The organism is Treponema phagedenis, from assembly GCF_008153345.1.
Classification (GTDB): Bacteria; Spirochaetota; Spirochaetia; order Treponematales; family Treponemataceae; genus Treponema; species Treponema phagedenis.
The window spans coordinates 933,758-950,689 of record NZ_CP042818.1 but is presented as its reverse complement, the minus strand read 5'-3'; the positions used below and the strand labels follow the sequence as shown (position 1 = coordinate 950,689).

Below are 16,932 nucleotides of genomic sequence, written 5' to 3'. Positions count from 1 at the left end.
AATCGCAGGGGGTGTATATGTATATTAACTTTGATACAACAAGAGATTTTGATTTAATTCTTTTCGGCAGAGCTGCTATTGATTTAAACCCGATAGATTATTTTCATCCTTTGCAGGATTGTGTTACTTTTAAAAAGTACTTGGGAGGATCTCCTGCAAATATTGCGGTGGGGCTTGCGCGGCTCGGCAAAAAGGTTGGCTTTGTCGGGCGGGTATCGGATGATCAATTCGGCACCTACATAATCGATACCTTTACCAAAGAAGGAGTCGATACCGAAAATATTATCCGCACAAAAAACGGTGAAAACCTCGGACTCACCTTTACCGAAATATTAAACGAGAACGAAAGCAGCATTCTCATGTATCGGAATATGGCGGCGGATCTGTCTTTGAGTGTGGAAGATATTCATGAAGAGTATATCAAACAGGCAAAGGCTATTCTTATTTCAGGTACCGCACTGGCGCAAAGCCCTTCCCGCGAGGCGGTGTTAAAAGCGGTTGCACTTGCAAAAAAAACTAACACCCCGATTATCTTCGATATTGATTACCGCGCGTATAATTGGAAAAACGAAGATGAAATTGCCATTTATTATTCGGCTGTTGCGCGGGAAAGCAGTATTATTCTCGGTTCACGGGAAGAGTATAATCTTACCGAGCGTCTCATTGAGCCGAAAAGAACGGATATCCAAACCGCACAGTATTGGCATGGGCAAAAAGCAAAAATCGTGGTTATCAAACACGGCAAAAAAGGTTCCACCGCATACACCGATGACGGTAAAGATTTTTCGATAAAACCATTTCCGATTAAAGCACTGAAATCCTTTGGAGGCGGAGACGGGTACGCATCCGCCTTTTTGTTCGGAATTTTTAACGGCTGGAATATTATCGATTGCCTTGAGTTTGGCAGTGCTTCCGCTTCATTACTTGTTGCAAGTCACGGTTGTTCCGCCGACATGCCGACCGAACAAAAGATCAAAGAGTTTATCAAAGAGTGCAAAACGCAATACGGCGAAATGGTTGCAAAAGGGTAAGTAAAAACTGCCGGTTTGAAACAACTTGTTTTATCCGTTTAAGTTTTGCGTTGCGCTCTTGCAAAACAGTACCGAGTGTAAGTGTTTTGTAAAACCTATGCCTTTGGTTATCGCACAAAAAAAATATGAGGAGTAAAAAATGAAATCAAGAGATTCTATGTTCGGTTATCCGCAATTTGACGAAAACGGTGTGCAACGGCTGACAGATACAACAGGCCGCTATAAAGACACGATGATGAATATTGCCGTACATCGGCTTGCACCGGGAAAAACGCTTTCAGTCTTTGATGAAAAACAAGAGACGGCGTTTTTACTCTTGGAGGGAGCGGTCTGTTTTAAATGGGAAGGCAATTCCGAAAAGGCGGTACGGGAAACAACATGGTCAAATACCGGCTTTTGTTTGCATATTTGCAAAGGCATTCGGGCGGAAATTATCGCAGAAAAAGAATCGCTGGTATTGGTGCAGCAAACCGAAAACAGCGGAACATTTAAATCGGTTTTTTATACTCCCGAAACAATCGCCATAAACACATTCGGTACAAATATTCCGGGAAACACTGCGGTGCGTGAAGTAACCACTATTTTTGATTACCATACTGCGCCTTATTCCAATATGGTGCTTGGAGAAATATTTAACCATGCGGGATTATGGTCAAGCTATATTCCGCACAGCCATGAACAGCCCGAAGTATATTACTACCGCTTTGATAAACCGCAAGGATTCGGCGCATGTTTTATCGGCGATGATGTTTTCAAAATTAAACACGAAAGCTTTGCTGCTATTCCGGGCGGACTGACGCACCCGCAAGTAGCCGCTCCTGCGTATAAAATGACCTATGTTTGGATGATTCGCCATTTTGACGGGAACCCTTGGACAAGCAGGGTGGACGCGCCCGAGCATCAATGGATTGTAGACGAATTCGGCAGCATCGGTTACTGAAGTTTTGTAATTAACTGCCTGTATGTGTCAGAGCATCGACAGGAGCCTTGCGGATGTAAGCATTCCTATGGTAAATTACCCACCGTTGCAAAAATCCAACCGATGTTTTAAAGCATCAACACAAAACTGTAAAATTGAAGCTTTAAAACTCGTAGGCGAAGTTGCAGTAAATTTTCAAAACTTCGCCCGAGCTCTTTTTTTATAAAATTTTTTACGATTCATATTAGATGAGGTACTTGTTATCTTTTATGTGATTGGGTATTTTAAATCATCGGATAAAAGATTGCTCATTTTTTTCGGTTACACTAAGGAGACTCCTATGCGGACAACACGGTTAGAAGATATTGAGAATTTTATTTATGCCAATCGAACGGTTAGTCTTGATCGTCTCTGCGAAGAGTTTTCAGTTTCAAAAAATACTATTCGCAGAGACATTGACGAAATCGTAAAGTCAGGAAAAATAGAAAAGATTTATGGCGGAGTACGGTTAATCAAAGAAAACATTCCGCTGCTCCCCTTTACCGACAGAAACGTAAAAAACCTTGCGGTTAAAAAACAAATTGCTCAGGTTGCTTGCGACTATGTAAAGGATAAGGATATTATTTTTATAGATTCCGGAACCACAACCTGTCACATGATTGAATGGCTGCAAGATAAAGAAATTACGGTAATTACCAATAATCTTGAATTTCTTGTACAATCCGTGTCGTATCCAAAAATACGGGTGTTCAGTTTATCGGGAGAATTAAATAGAAATACGCTTTCTTTTACCGGCATTCATACGCTGAATATTTTAAAAGAGTATAATATAGCAAAGGCTTTTATGGCAGCAACCGGCATTAGTGCAAAGGCGGGCGTCACAAATACCGTACCCGCGGAATCGGCAATAAAACAACTGGTTATTTCCCGCTCGCAACAGGTATTCTTGTTGGTTGACAGCAGCAAATTCAATCAGGTTTCTATGGTTACGTATGCGGAGTTCGCCGACATTGACCGGCTTATTACGGACAAACCTCCTACCGGAGCCCTGCTCAAAACACTTAAACAAAACTATGTTGACATAACACGAAAGACAAAAGACGAAACCGCCGAATTTTGAGTGTTGCTGTAACACAACTTTGCATTTGGGAATTTGCACTCTTTTATTAGAAGGCAGGAGTAGTACAGGGGGAATTTCCCCCTTCCGTATTTTTATTATGTGGAACATTTCTCTTTTATCTGCTCTTTTCTTTAATAAAATAATTATCTATCTATTGTTTTTTATCTGCTTGCCTTTTTCGCAAATATTAGGTATTATAAAGCGTCAATAGAGTGCTCTCTATTGAGATTCTATATTTTTGGAGGATACTATGAAAGGTTTTGCGATGATAAAAATCGGAGAGACCGGCTGGATTGAAAAAGAGACGCCAAAGTGCGGGCCGCTTGATGCAATCTGTAAACCGCTTGCTCTTGCTCCGTGTACATCTGACATTCATACCGTATGGGAAGGCGCAATTGGTGAGCGCCACAATATGATTTTAGGACATGAATCCTGCGGAGAGGTTGTAGAAGTCGGCTCTCTCGTAAAAGATTTTAAGCCCGGTGACAAAGTTTTGATACCGGCAATTACCCCGGACTGGAACTCGCTTGAAGCGCAGGCAGGGTATTCAATGCACTCAGGCGGAATGCTTGCCGGCTGGAAGTTTTCCAACTTTAAAGACGGAGTTTTCAGCGAATTTTTCCATGTAAACGATGCGGACGGAAACCTCGCCCTTATTCCCGATGGAATTAAAGTTGAGCACGCTCCGATGCTTTCGGATATGGTTCCCACGGGATTCCACGGGGCGGAGCTTGCCGATGTTCAATACGGAGATACGGTATTGGTTATCGGTATCGGGCCTGTAGGACTTATGTCGGTTGCCGGTGCAAACTTGCGCGGAGCATCCCGAATTTATGCAGTCGGCACAAGACCGAAGTGTATTGAAGCTGCAAAGTTTTACGGCGCAACAGATATTATCAGCTACAAAAACGGGCCGATTGATAAGCAAGTGCTTGATTTAACCCACGGAAAGGGCGTTGATAAGGTTATCATCGCAGGCGGCGACGTTGATACATTTGAAGAAGCGATTAAAGCTTTAAAAGCCGGCGGAAAAATCGGAAACGTAAACTACCTCGGCTCGGGAACATACGTTAAAATACCGCGTGTTGAATGGGGTGTAGGAATGGGACACAAGCAAATTAACGGCGGACTTATGCCCGGCGGACGGCTCAGAATGGAAAAACTCGGCAGCTTGGTTGCGATTGGAAAACTCGATCTTTCCAAGTTAATAACCCATACGTTTAAGGGCTTTGAAAAAGTTGAAGATGCGTTGTATCTCATGAAGGATAAACCCGCTGATTTAATTAAACCTGTGGTTGTTATCTAATTTTTTCTATTCTAACAGTATCCCCGGGAAGGATAATTCTCGGGGATATCTTTGCATCGTTAAGTTTGTACACATGAAAATATTTATTGTCTCCGGCTTTCTCGGTGCCGGCAAAACAACTTTTATTCAAGCCCTCTCCGAAAAAACAAAAAAGCAATTTGTTATTATGGAAAATGAATACGGAGAAACCGGAATAGACGGCAGTCTTTTAGAAAAGGACAGGCTCAAAGTTTGGGAGCTGACAGAGGGATGCATTTGTTGTTCGCTAAAATCAGATTTTGCTTCTTCGATTTTAACGATTGCAAATTCTCTCAATCCGGAATATTTGATCGTGGAGCCTACCGGCGTCGGAATGCTCAGTGCGGTAATCAATAATATCCGCAAAATCGAATACGAACACATCCAAGTTTTAGCTCCCGTTACCATTGTTGACATCCATTGTATGGAAGAATATCTTAAAACCTTCGGAGACTTTTACAAAGACCAAATACGGAATGCTTCTCAAATTATTTTGTCAAAAACCGAAGAGGCTGCCCCAGAAGAGCTTATCGGGCTGCGGGCGGTTTTGCACAATTTAAACCCTCAGGCACCGATTATCGATTCGTATAAAAGTCAGCCGATTGAGTGGTGGGATGCGCTGCTTGCATCTTCCGATGACAGAGCAAAAAAACTTATCTTTGATGAAGGAAATCAAATCCCCGATTTAGAAAACGTCGGCATTACCGACATCCGCATTGAATCCATCGAAGGGCTTGTTGCGCGCCTTTCCGCACTTATGCAAAACCGATTCGGCACCGTCTACCGTGTAAAAGGCTACGCCCCGATAAACGGACAGTGGGCGCGCTTTGACGTTGTGGACAAGCAATACAAAATTGAAACCTGCCACGCAATGGACGAAGCAAAGGCTATCGTCATCGGAAAAAACTTGCAAAAGGATTCGCTTAAAATATTGTTTAGGGAGTAGGTTCGGGGCTTGCGCTTGATATGCATCGGGCTGCTAGCGTTTTGTAATTAACCTGCTGTGGTGCTAATGGGGCAGTAACAGTCCTGCGGTTCAGCATTCCTATGGTAAGTTTGCTCACCGTTGCTCAATTCCGAACGATGTTTTAAAGCATCAACACAAAACTGTAAAATTGAAGCTTTAAAACTCGTAGGCGAAGCGAAGGTAGAAATTCCAAGGGTTTGCCCTTGCGCCGTGTCGAGCTTTAGTTTTTTAGGAATCCTTTTCCGTCTCATTGGTTTAAACACTTGGCGGTTGTAATACGCGGCAATTTTATATCTGTTGCCACAAATCAAATTAAAAGAGTCTGCATACTTCTTGCGGAGCCGACGAGTATGCAGACTAAAAATATAAATTAGTTTTTCACTTCCACATAATCTATTGCAATACCTGACAGTGTTACATATCGAAATATTTTATCTTTACGTTTTGCTTTTGCATCCATTACAACATTTACAACATCATCCGCATTCGGATACATTTCTTTTGCCGCATCAAGCAATTTCATATAACCGCCACCGGCTTTTGCAAGATCAACTTGTACTGTTACCCTACCTAAAATCACATATTTTGATCCGTCAGCAGGAAACTGTGCATGGTTTTCAATCGGTTGGGTAGTAGTACACCCGGTAAATACCGCCATACTCATTATTAACGCAAGTATTCCAAACGCTAAACATACTTTATTTTTTCTCATTTTAGTTCTCCTTCTCCGAAAGATTTTTCTTTGCGGATACAAAATTTTTAAAAAGTCGAAATAAGAGCAGCTCCACCCCGAAAATAGGGGTGTTCTTATATTTTTCGACATTCGCTGTAAACTCAAAATTCCTGTGCGTTTTAAAACAACCGGCAAGAAGTTCAGCATTTTACTATATTATTTTCTTAATTGAAAAACAAGTATTCCAAACATGTTTTTGGTGAGCCAGTATACCTTCAATGCCCAATTTTTCGCAGGCAAGTTGAGATTGACTTTTAGAAGTTATACCTTTGAGCATTTCTTCAACGGTAAGCTCTCTGATAAGTACAAAAGTATTTTTTTTATTACAATAAACGGCTTGCGCTATATCATATTTTCGTATCAGCAGCCATCCGTGGAGGTTAGCATGGTGATGTTAATCCACAAATCTCCTACCGATGCTTCGCTCTGCATAACAGTAGTTAATTATAAAACGCTGTACTAATTGCCCAATAAATTGCGATAAACCATATAAAATCTAAAAATTCTGTCAAGTCCTTCATCTCTTTTGTGTCTTTAATCTCTTTTGACTCATTATGCTTCTTTATGGTACAATAACTTAATAAAAACGATAAGGAGCAGAAAAAAATGATAATCAAAAAAGACCAAGTGATTTATAAAATGTCAAAACACAACAAGCCTGTTTTAAAAGCAAAATCGCAGGATACTATTGTCTTTGAAACTATGGATTGTTTTTCCTGTGAAATAAAGTCGGAAAATGATAAATTAGCCGGAATCAATTTTGATAAAGTAAATCCCGCCACGGGACCTCTTTATGTGGAAGATGCAAAAGTCGGCGATACGCTGAAAGTTACGATTTTATCAATTGAAGTGGAAGAGCAAGGCACGGCAGTTGTGGAACCCGGTTTCGGAAGACTGGGAAAAGAGATAAAAACCGGTGAAGTCGCTGTTGTTAAAATTGATGGTGATGAAGGAATATTCAAAGGAAAGAGATTCCCCCTCAATAAAATGATCGGGGTTATCGGCACAGCTCCGGCAGAAGAAGAAATAAACACAGGCACACCGGGAACACATGGCGGAAACATGGACTGCACACAAGTAAAAGAAGGAGCAAACATTTATCTTCCCGTCAACGTTGACGGAGCCTTGCTTGCGATGGGCGATTTACATGCGGCAATGGGTGACGGAGAAATCAGCGGAGCCGGGCTTGAAATCAGCGGAAGGGTAAAAGTCAAAATAGAAGTTATCAAAAATTTTCAATACAGCTTACCCATGATCGAAACCGAAGACAAATGGATCGCAGTAGCTTCGGCAGATGATATGCCCGCCGCAGCGGATAAGGCAATTAAAAATCTGGCGGAACTTGTTATGGATAAAAACGGATTTACACTAAATGAAGCAACAATGTTTTTGTCCCTTCAAGGAAACTTAATTGCCTGCCAAGCGGTTAATCCGCAACATACGATGAGAATGGAAATAAGCAAAAAAGTGTTAGGATAAGATAATAAAAAACAGCTTAGGTATGGAACCACTGCTGTACCGCAATTTTTGATGTTCCTGTTTAAATTAGAACTTCCAAGTTTTCAACCTCATGTTTTATAACAGTGGTTCAATCAGCTTCTTTTATTATAAGCTCGGGCAGCTGTGCGCAAAGCTCGATAAGTTTGGTTGCGGTAAGCGCATAGGAGCTGACCGCAAAACGGGAAGCTGTTGCGTGGGCAAGACTTGCCTGTACTGCCGCCTCAAACGGGGCTAAGCCTTGCGCAAGGAGGGCGGTTACCAAACCGGCAAGCACGTCCCCGGTACCCGCCTTTGAAAGGGCGTTTGTGCCGAGCGGATTTATCATGATCGTACCGTTTTGCGCAATAAGCGGATTTGCTCCTTTAAGGATAATCACCGTCTGCGGGAATTCTTTGCTCAAATTCCGCAAAAGCGCAAACCTGTTTTCCTGCACAGTTTGAACATCGGCATCAGCTGCACCGGCGCTGCGTAATAAACTTGCAAACTCTTTCGGATGCGGCGTCAGCACGGTTTTTCGGAAATTCGGCAAAAGCCGCACCAACTCAGGCTGATGAAGAATATCCGCATCAAGGACAAGCGGCATGTTTTGCAGTTCTTCCCGCTGCAAAAAAGCCAAGGCGTTTTCCGTATATTGTTCCCCCAAGCCGGAACCGAGTGCAATAGCGGAATAAGCTTGCAAAGGTTGAGTCAAAGCGTATTCGTTAAACATAAAATCAAAGGGAAGCGGCACCGGCTTATTGCCGCAAAGGCTCACAAGCCCCGAGCCGAAATGCAGGGCGGCGGAAGCAGCTAAACAGCAGGCACCTTCTTTTTCTCCGCAAAAAAAGAGTGCGTGCCCATAAGATGTTTTATACGTATTCTGCTTTTTTCGCACGGGCAAACACAGATCCTGCGGTTCAAGCACCGCAGTTGTATCGCTTTGCTCCGCAGCGCTTTCATAAACACTGCGCGGAATACCGAGGTCAATACACTCAATCCGTTTAACAAAATCTTTTGCATAATCGGAGTAAAACGCCGTTTTCAATGCGCCCATCGAATAGGTACACTCCGCCTGAAAACATACCGGAGACGGAATGCCCTGCATGTTGAGCCCGCTCGGCATATCAATGGCAATTCCATACGCATCGGTGCCCGCAGCGGTTTTTACCGCATTCATTTTTTCGATAATTTGGATTGTCTCTTCATTCAGCTGAGTTTCCAAGCCCGTACCGATAAGCGCATCAATGAGGATATCCGACACCGGCGCAATAGTATCCGCAACCTCAATCCCGACTGAGCACAGCCTCTTTGCTTGCAGCTTGCATAACGGAGATTTCGGCTCTTTAACCTGCACAACGATAAGCTTTGCGTAATCCGCAAGCATACGCGCAAGAGCCAAACCGTCCCCGCCGTTATCGCCCGAACCGCAGACAATTTGTATAAGCGGCTTATGCGTCCGGCAAAAACCGCTTTCGATAAGGGCTTTTATTTTTTCGGCAGTGCCGCGCGCCGCATTTTCCATTAAAAAGCCGTCCCGCATATCGTGCCGTTCCGCCGATTCGATATCAGCTTTTCTAAGCGAATCAAATACTTTTTGCATTTCCATCTCCTTAATTCCGCCGGCGTAATTTAAGCGAGTTGCCGTATCACAACAGTTTAGTTTTTGCCGCCCATGTCAACCAAACCCATGAGCTTGAAAACTTCTATTAACTCCCTATTATAAAAAGGAGCTTGACACAACGGTTTCATTTTGCCATCCGTGGCAGTTCTGATTTTGACGTCCGTGTACAATGCTTCACAATGAGTTTTGCCCTTTTACATTTTTGTACGGACAAAACTCATTTCTGTTTGGAACCACGGGCGCCCGTGCCCGTTCTGATTTTAACAACGGTGGGCAAACTTACCATAGGGCAAAGCGTTAATAATTTGCCTTCGCTTCGCCTACGAGTTTAAAAGCTTCAATTTTACAAAACAGTGTTGATGCTTTTAAACATCGTTTGGAATTCGCACGGGTGGGCAAACTTACCAGAGGAATGCTGAACCGTAAGCCGTCTGTTAATGCTTCTATCAGCGTACCCGTACGTTAATCATAGAACATTACACGAGTTTGTAAAAAAGCCCTATAATTGCTCAAGTTTACAGGTCATCAACCATTGCGGAAGATTTTGCGTATGCCGTTGATTTTGCCTCAAAAAAGTCGGTTTTGATGAGGTTCGCATTGCTGTATTGGCTTACCCAACTCATCGAGGCGGGCTCTTCGCGATGACCTTCATACAAGGGCTCAAAGCCAAGGTTTTCGCAGCGGAGATTTCCCAAATATTGAATATAATCGGTTATCATTTGTTTATTTAAGCCGGGAATATCATCACCGATAACATAATGCCCCCATTTTATTTCTTGCTCGCAGCCTTCTTTTATCATTGCGCGGAACATTTCGATGTTTTCGGGGGTAAAAAGCTGCGGCTCTTCTTTTTGAAGCTCTTGAATAATTGAGCGGAAAAGCCAAAGATGCGTGTTTTCATCGCGGTTGATATAGCGGATTTCCTGTACAGAACCGGGCATTTTGTTATTTCGCCCAAGGTTGTAAAAAAACATAAAGCCCGAATAAAAATACACTCCTTCAAGGATGTAATTTGCAACCGCAACTTTCACCAGCGCAAGCGCACTTTTGTCATTAACAAACTCATTGTAAAGATTCCCGATAAATTTATTGCGGGCAAGCAGGTGTTCATCATCTTTCCATTGATAAAGAATATCGTTGCGCTCTTCGGGGGAACAGATAGTGTCGAGCATGTAGCTGTAACTTTGCGAGTGTACCGCCTCTTGAAACGCTTGTATGGTTAAGCACAAGTTTACCTCATTTGCGGTAATATACTGTCCGACATTGGGAAGATTCGCCGTTTGAATGCTATCTAAAAAAATTAAAAACGAAAGGATTTTATCGTATGCGGTTTTTTCCGCCTTTGACAGTTTGCGATAATCCTGTACATCGGTATTCATATTGATTTCTTCGGGTATCCAGAAATTATTCATCGCCTGCCGGTACCACTCACTCACCCATGGATATTTTAAATTATTAAAATCATTCAGGTTCGTAGTATTTCCCCCGATCATCCTTCGCTTATGAAGCTCAACATCCCCGTGCTCATTAAACAAAGCCCGCCGTTCCAATATGGTAGAATCTTGTATCATATATACTCCTATAAAAAGTTTTTGAGGAATTATAAAATTCCGAAAAAAGTTTTTAGCCCGTAAATTGTAAGACACAGCTTTTATACCAAGTCTTACAATTTACATACAATCCGCGACGTTTCGGCACCATACGGCAAAGCCGAAACTCGTCGACTCCCAAGCCGGCGCTATTTCAGACGGCTTGGGGAGTCTTTACTCCTATAAAAAGTTTTTGAGGAATTATAAAATTCCGAAAAAAGTTTTTAGCCCGTAAATTGTAAGACACAGCTTTTATACCAAGTCTTACAATTTACATACAATCCGCGACGTTTCGACACCATACGGCAAAGCCGAAACTCGTCGACTCCCCGAGCCGGCGCTATTTCAGACGGCTTGGGGAGTCTTTACTCCTATAAAAAGTTTTTGAGGAATTATAAAATTCCGAAAAAAGTTTTTAGCCCGTAGGTTGTACGGTAAGCTCAAAACCAAGCCGTACAACCTACATACAATCAGCAATATCTGAAAGCACTGCGCTTTTTTTTGAGTGCGTTAAAACTTGTCCGCTGCAAACAATGCTGCCTCTTTGTGGTCAAGATGAGCAGCGCATCCTATAAAAAAGCCGCTATGCACAGCAAAATATTCCACAATTCATTTTTCTTTATTTTTTGAATAAGGAAAAATAAAACTTGCATACATTTAGCAATATTCTGCAAGTATACCGAATAAGATTTTTATATGCAAGTTAGAATTCTTTTTACAAAACAAATAGATTTTCGTTAAAATCATGAGAAAAACAATTGCTGCCTAAGGCAAAAAATGCTTTTGCTCAAAAAAACTCAAACTTTTTAAAATTTTCTTATTTTTGCATAAATATTACAAATATATACAAGATTTATGCATATTTTTACTCCTTTTCTTGACAGAAAGAAAAAATTATGTTTTCATGGTATTCTGTATAATCTATTTATGCAAAAATCAATACAAATGTGCGTTATGCACGCGAGGAGGATTTATGAAGAAATCTAGGGTAATTCGGTTTTCGCTGCTTGCCCTTTCGGTATTTGCGATAGGCTTTGCCGCCTGTGCAAAATCAGAAGGAGCAACAGAAGGTAAAGAGAGCGGGAACGGTTCCATTGTCGATAAGGTTATTTTTACTGTCAGCATGGACGAATCGCTTGCGGTTAAAGATGTAGTGGAGGGACGCTCTGATGTGTTTTTCCAGGCGGTTCCGCCATCGATTATGAGTGCTTTAAGCGATACCGACCGCGACAAACTTGATGTATACAGGGTACCTTCAGGAGCATGGTCATTGATTACCAATCCTATTCCGAATAAGGCTCCGTATACCGTAAAAATTCCAAGCGGAGAGACAGTGTTCAATCCTCTTGCGGTACGGGAAGTACGCTATGCGCTGAACTGGCTTATTGACCGCAAAAAAATTGTTGATGAAATCCTTTTAGGCGAAGGCATGCCGCAGATGACTTCCATGACAGTCGGCCAGCCGGGGACATATCAGTATAATCTTATCCCCGCAAAACTCGGTATGACCGAAACAGGCGATGAAACAAAGGCTATTGCCGATATTGATGCGGCAATGCAGGCAGCTGCAGCTCTTCCCCAAAACAAGGGAAAACTGGTAAAGGGGCCGAAATTTTGGCAGTACAATGGAAAAGATGTTACAGTTAAATTTGTTATCCGCGTAGATGACCCGAACGGACGTCTGCTTGAAGGAAGATATATTGCAGCTCAGCTTGAAAAAGCGGGCTTTGCCGTTGAACAGCTTGAGTGGGACCGCGTAAAGGCTAATGGTACCGTATATCAGGGAAATCCCGCCGATTATGCGTGGACCCTGTATACCGAAGGCTGGGGCGCAGGCGCAACCCGCCGTTGGTGGGATATTTCGCTTTCGCAGATGTATGCACCGTACTACGGATACATGCCCGGAGGTGCTGAAGAAGGCAACTGGAATTACACTCATAAAAAACTTGATGAGCTTGGTAAAAAAGGCTTGAACGGTCAATTCCTTACCACCGAAGAATATTGGCGCGACAACCTTGAGGCTCAAAAAATCGGACTTGAAGAAGCTGTTCGAATCTACGTTTGCTCAAACCTTGACAGCTTTGTTGCAAACAAGGCTCGCTTTAACAAGCGTATGCTCTACGGACTTGGCGACGGATTAAACAACTGGTCTATCAATTCGGCTGATGTAAAACCCGACACCGACGGTGCTTTTAAAGGGCAAAAAGTTTTACGCGTGGTAAGCTATTCATCACGAGGCGGTTTGTTTATGTCTCCTTGGGATCCGGTAGGGAAAGGCGGCTTTGCCGATGTATTCTCCACTATGGTTGCAAATCCCTGCTCAGACACCAAAACCGATGAAGCACCGAACAGTGCTATCGATATTCCCCTTCTTTCAACCTATGATGTTGACTCGGCAAAAGTAGCGCCGAAACTCTTACCCGACGGTTCTATGGGTGGTGATGTTGAGGTTCCTGCCGATGCGGTATTATACGATACAAAAACAAAAGAATGGAAAAAAGTAGGCAGCGGCTTTACCGTTTCGGTAGCAGCATCGGGAAAACTTTATGACGGATATCGCTGGCATACCGGACTGCCGGTTACCAATATCGATGCCCGCTATGCACATGCGTTTTCGCGTGAATGGGCAATAAAAGACGGCGATGATGATAAATACTATGACTCCGCTCTTTCGGAAAGTACCCTGGACGCCTTGAAAAACATCAAGGGAGTGGTCTTTAGTGATGACGGTTCTATCGTTTCGTATGTTAATTACTTTTTTGCCCCCGATATGAACAGAACTGTTTCAAACGTTGGCGCTGTAGGGGTACAAGCGGGAGCTCCCGGAAGGAGAATTGTTTGCCCTTGGGAAATTTATGAAGCACTTGCGGAAATGGTGGTGCACGGATCGGCAAGCGGTACCGCCTACTCTTTTGCAAAAGACACCGGAACAGAGGTTGATATATTAACTCCCGCACATGTTGCCGACATTAAAGCAAAGCTTGCCGAATTTGTAGAGCAAAAACATATCCCCGTTTCTCTTAAAGGTTTAATAACTGAAGAAGAAGCCCTTGAGCGATATAAGGCAAGCATCGCCTTTATCGAAAAATACGGTCATGCCTATATTTCAAACGGTCCGATAATGCTTACCAAAATTGACACAACCACAAACTCGGTTATTGCCGATGCGTTTAGGGACTATCCTTATGACAGCCGCTACTGGCCGGCACAGTTTTCGCAAAAAGCAACGGCAATCGAGCATGTAAAACTGCCATCTGCCCCGAGTGCTGATAAAGACGCGGAATTTGAAATTAACGTTTCGGAATTCGTATATCCTGAAATTGATTACAAACCGCTTTCAGGCGGCACAGTGGAAATTCACTTGCAGCAAACAGACGGCACAGAAAATGTTTATCCTGCTTCCAAGAAAAGTGACGGCAAGTTTGTTGCGGCTATTCCCGCAGCCGACATGGCAAAACTTCAAAAAGGAATAGATTATACCGTGGTAGTTATCTCTTTCATCGAGAAAGATAAAGATGCTCCATCGGTTACATCGGTAAAATTAAACCTTTTATAATTTTTATAAATGGTCACTGCTTTTATTTTTAAATAGTTAAAACAAAAATAGATAGAGCTGCGTTTGCAGCTCTATCTTGTATTTTTTTCGTAAATATAAGGTGTTTATCCGGCAACTTCTGTTTACGCATTTCTTGGAGGCTGGTTCAGTATGTATAAAAAGTATGCGATTAAACGTATACTGCGCGGCTTGCTCATGTATGCCCTGCTCATTTTTGTTTTTTCTTTCTTATTTAACCAAATAACCGAACGTACCCAGCGCGCATTAATCAGCGAACAAATCAAAATGGAAAGTCAGTCACTACGAAACATGACTGCTGAACAAATGTTTCATTGGCGCAAGTTACGAGAGAAAGACTTAATCCAATTGTATAAGCTTGACAAACCGCTTGCGGAACGAGTTGTTTTTAATGCAATCAATATTTTAACATTCAGATTCGGCAAATCAACTATTATTCGATCGGCAAAAGGAAGTCAGGATGTTTTTACTATCGTAATGGAAGCATTGCCACGCACTATGCTTCTGTTTACCACTGCGATTATTTTGCAAATCTTTTTAGGATTTTGGCTCGGTTTAAAAAAAGCGCAAAAACCGGGCGGCAAACTGGATAAAACTACCAGTTTAATGACCATGATTATTTACGGCATGCCCTCATGGTGGTTCGGCATGATTTTAATACTGTTTTTTGTCTATATCTTACGCTTATTTCCTTCAGGCGGAGTCAATTCCGTACCGACTCCCACGGGAATTTTCTTTGTTTTAGACAGAATCTGGCATATGATTCTTCCGATTATGACCCTTGTTCTGCTCGGATTTTGGGGTACTTCATTTATGATTAGAAACCTTGTGCTCGGTACCTTACAGGAAGACTTTATTATGAGCGCCCGTGCGCGCGGAATCCCCGAGAAAAAAGTTTTGTACGGACATACCTTGCGCTCTGCGGCCCCGCCACTTGTTACCATGGTGTTGCTTTCCCTGCTCGCCTCTATTTCGGGGGCTATTATTTTTGAAGGTATTTTCTCATGGCCGGGACTTGGAAACCTTTATTGGATTGCCGTGCAACAAAACGATATTCCCGTTTTGATGGGAAACCTTGCAATCACAACGGGCGTGTATCAGGCAGGTTTGGTTATTCTTGATTTAATTTACGGTTTTTTGGATCCTCGTATTAAGGTAGGCGGAAAAGCATGACGCTAAATGATTTTACATGGAAATTAAAAGAATTCTGGAATGATTTTAAAAAAGAAAAAACAGGTCTTATCGGACTTGGAATACTTTTGTTTTCGCTGCTGGTAGTTATCTTTGAGCCTTTTTTCCTTCCCTATCGAGAGGCAAATACCAAATGGCGCAGTATTGATTATTGGCAGGACAACCCCGCCGGTGCGGCTCCCGCATGGACAAATTGGTTTTCTTCAAAAAAATCAGCAAAAACAATGGAAATTACCGATTTTTCTGAAAAAGACGAAATCAATCCGCATTACGGAGCGGTTAAAACTTATAATTTTGAATATAATTATACCGCAGACCTTGCACCGGCTGATATTATATTCCGAGTGCAGGGCAACAAGAAGGTCTTTTTCAATATAGAGGTTATAAGACCGGACGGAGAGGAGCTGCACCTCGGACAGTTTCAAAAACAAAATGCGGTACATGAATCAATCCGTTTTTCCACACAGGCTGACGGACGATCTGCAACCCGCCAGTTTGCCCAAAGTCACGGTGCAAGCTCTGCCTCGGGAAACGCCCGTCCCACAGAAATACTGTTTTCAAAAGCGGAACGGGATATGCTGCGCAAAAAAGAAGCCTTAAAAGGTGTTTATACCTTTAAAGTATCAATACCGGAAAGCATTGCCGCAAATGCGGACAACGGTTTTACGAATCCGAAAATCATTATTGCCGGAAAAGTATCGGGTGTGCTCGGTACGGATATTCAAAAACGGGATGTTTTTTCAGGGATTATTGCAGGTCTTAAATGGGCACTTTTTATCGGAATTATTACCAGCATGATATCGGTACTTATCGGAGTACTGTACGGCATTGTTAGTGCGTATTTCGGAGGGTTTGTCGACACAATGCTCTCCTTTATTTTTGAAATCTTTGTTTCGATTCCGATATTGCCGGTGTTAATTGTTGTTTCCGCCGCATTTAAACCGAGCATCTGGGTTATTGTGCTTGCCTTGATTATTTTCAGTTGGGTCGGGCCGGTAAAAACAGTGCGCTCAATGGCATTACAAATAAAAGAAGAAACCTATATTGAGGCGGCTAAAGCGCTCGGCAGCGGTAAATGGAGAATTATTTTTAAACACATGATGCCGCTTTTGTTACCCTACTCCTTTGCGAGTATGGCGTTGAATGTACCGGGCACAATTGTTTTTGAAGCCTCTCTTTCCTTGCTTGGATTAGGAGACCCGACAATTGTTACCTGGGGACAGATATTACACGATGCACAAGTTTCGGGCGCAACCTTAAACGGCCTTTGGTGGTGGATTATTCCTCCGGGACTATTCATTGCGCTTATGGGAATGACCTTTGCGTTCTTAGGCTTCGCAATGGATAAAATCTTGCATCCAAAATTACGAACACGCTAAGGGAG

Annotated in this window: 12 protein-coding genes; 9 read left to right on the top strand and 3 right to left on the bottom strand. The window is 42.6% G+C overall.

The features are described from left to right. The first annotated feature begins 17 nt into the window (after positions 1-17). The 5 genes from iolC to FUT79_RS04100 all read left to right on the top strand — a co-directional run bounded on the left by iolC (position 18) and on the right by FUT79_RS04100 (position 5,340). Positions 18-1,031, top strand: coding sequence for a 5-dehydro-2-deoxygluconokinase (gene iolC, locus FUT79_RS04120; RefSeq protein WP_044635025.1), 1,014 nt, complete (start codon positions 18-20; stop codon positions 1,029-1,031). Positions 1,032-1,170: 139 nt separating this feature from the next. Next, positions 1,171-1,971, top strand: coding sequence for a 5-deoxy-glucuronate isomerase (locus FUT79_RS04115; protein WP_052812653.1), 801 nt, complete (start codon positions 1,171-1,173; stop codon positions 1,969-1,971). 319 nt (positions 1,972-2,290) lie between these two features. Further along, positions 2,291-3,070 (top strand): DeoR/GlpR family DNA-binding transcription regulator, encoded by a 780-nt coding sequence (locus tag FUT79_RS04110; RefSeq protein ID WP_024752285.1) that lies wholly within the window; start codon positions 2,291-2,293, stop codon positions 3,068-3,070. Positions 3,071-3,320: 250 nt separating this feature from the next. After that, the gene (locus FUT79_RS04105) at positions 3,321-4,376 is read left to right on the top strand and encodes an NAD(P)-dependent alcohol dehydrogenase (RefSeq protein ID WP_024752284.1); all 1,056 of its coding nucleotides are present in this window, start codon (positions 3,321-3,323) and stop codon (positions 4,374-4,376) included. A gap of 73 nt (positions 4,377-4,449) precedes the next feature. Continuing rightward, the gene (locus tag FUT79_RS04100; protein WP_024752283.1) at positions 4,450-5,340 is read left to right on the top strand and encodes a GTP-binding protein; all 891 of its coding nucleotides are present in this window, start codon (positions 4,450-4,452) and stop codon (positions 5,338-5,340) included. 391 nt (positions 5,341-5,731) lie between these two features. Here the strand turns inward: FUT79_RS04100 and FUT79_RS04095 are convergent, their stop codons facing one another. Further along, a complete protein-coding gene (locus FUT79_RS04095) occupies positions 5,732-6,073 on the bottom strand; it encodes a hypothetical protein (protein ID WP_044635024.1) in 342 nt (113 codons plus the stop codon). Positions 6,074-6,700: 627 nt separating this feature from the next. Here FUT79_RS04095 and FUT79_RS04090 point away from each other — a divergent pair. After that, positions 6,701-7,573 carry an acetamidase/formamidase family protein gene (locus FUT79_RS04090; protein ID WP_148889295.1) on the top strand — a complete coding sequence of 291 codons (873 nt, stop codon included), beginning with the start codon at positions 6,701-6,703 and terminating at the stop codon, positions 7,571-7,573. 109 nt (positions 7,574-7,682) lie between these two features. Here FUT79_RS04090 and FUT79_RS04085 read toward each other — a convergent pair whose 3' ends face one another. Continuing rightward, a complete protein-coding gene (locus FUT79_RS04085; RefSeq protein WP_148889293.1) occupies positions 7,683-9,173 on the bottom strand; it encodes an NAD(P)H-hydrate dehydratase in 1,491 nt (496 codons plus the stop codon). 536 nt (positions 9,174-9,709) lie between these two features. After that, positions 9,710-10,765, bottom strand: a complete 1,056-nt coding sequence (locus FUT79_RS04080) for a ribonucleotide-diphosphate reductase subunit beta (RefSeq protein ID WP_024752279.1) — start codon at positions 10,763-10,765, stop codon at positions 9,710-9,712. A gap of 991 nt (positions 10,766-11,756) precedes the next feature. Here FUT79_RS04080 and FUT79_RS04075 point away from each other — a divergent pair. From FUT79_RS04075 to FUT79_RS04065, 3 genes are all read left to right on the top strand, one after another. Next, positions 11,757-14,339, top strand: a complete 2,583-nt coding sequence (locus tag FUT79_RS04075; protein WP_024752278.1) for an ABC transporter substrate-binding protein — start codon at positions 11,757-11,759, stop codon at positions 14,337-14,339. Positions 14,340-14,489: 150 nt separating this feature from the next. Next, entirely contained in the window at positions 14,490-15,530 is a 1,041-nt protein-coding gene (locus FUT79_RS04070) for an ABC transporter permease (RefSeq protein WP_024752277.1), read from the top strand. Further along, positions 15,527-16,927 carry an ABC transporter permease gene (locus FUT79_RS04065; protein WP_148889291.1) on the top strand — a complete coding sequence of 467 codons (1,401 nt, stop codon included), beginning with the start codon at positions 15,527-15,529 and terminating at the stop codon, positions 16,925-16,927. Before FUT79_RS04070 ends, FUT79_RS04065 begins: the two co-directional genes overlap by 4 nt. The last annotated feature ends 5 nt before the right edge of the window (positions 16,928-16,932 follow it).

Excerpts from the sequence above, each read along its gene's own strand:
- FUT79_RS04105 (WP_024752284.1), top strand. The coding sequence starts at position 3,321 with ATGAAAGGTTTTGCGATGATAAAAATCGGAGAGACCGGCTGGATTGAA.
- FUT79_RS04080 (WP_024752279.1), bottom strand. The coding sequence starts at position 10,765 with ATGATACAAGATTCTACCATATTGGAACGGCGGGCTTTGTTTAATGAG.
- FUT79_RS04075 (WP_024752278.1), top strand. The coding sequence starts at position 11,757 with ATGAAGAAATCTAGGGTAATTCGGTTTTCGCTGCTTGCCCTTTCGGTA.
- FUT79_RS04115 (WP_052812653.1), top strand. The coding sequence starts at position 1,171 with ATGAAATCAAGAGATTCTATGTTCGGTTATCCGCAATTTGACGAAAAC.
- FUT79_RS04085 (WP_148889293.1), bottom strand. The coding sequence starts at position 9,173 with ATGCAAAAAGTATTTGATTCGCTTAGAAAAGCTGATATCGAATCGGCG.
- FUT79_RS04065 (WP_148889291.1), top strand. The coding sequence starts at position 15,527 with ATGACGCTAAATGATTTTACATGGAAATTAAAAGAATTCTGGAATGAT.
- FUT79_RS04100 (WP_024752283.1), top strand. The coding sequence starts at position 4,450 with ATGAAAATATTTATTGTCTCCGGCTTTCTCGGTGCCGGCAAAACAACT.
- FUT79_RS04110 (WP_024752285.1), top strand. The coding sequence starts at position 2,291 with ATGCGGACAACACGGTTAGAAGATATTGAGAATTTTATTTATGCCAAT.
- FUT79_RS04090 (WP_148889295.1), top strand. The coding sequence starts at position 6,701 with ATGATAATCAAAAAAGACCAAGTGATTTATAAAATGTCAAAACACAAC.
- FUT79_RS04070 (WP_024752277.1), top strand. The coding sequence starts at position 14,490 with ATGTATAAAAAGTATGCGATTAAACGTATACTGCGCGGCTTGCTCATG.
- iolC (WP_044635025.1), top strand. The coding sequence starts at position 18 with ATGTATATTAACTTTGATACAACAAGAGATTTTGATTTAATTCTTTTC.
- FUT79_RS04095 (WP_044635024.1), bottom strand. The coding sequence starts at position 6,073 with ATGAGAAAAAATAAAGTATGTTTAGCGTTTGGAATACTTGCGTTAATA.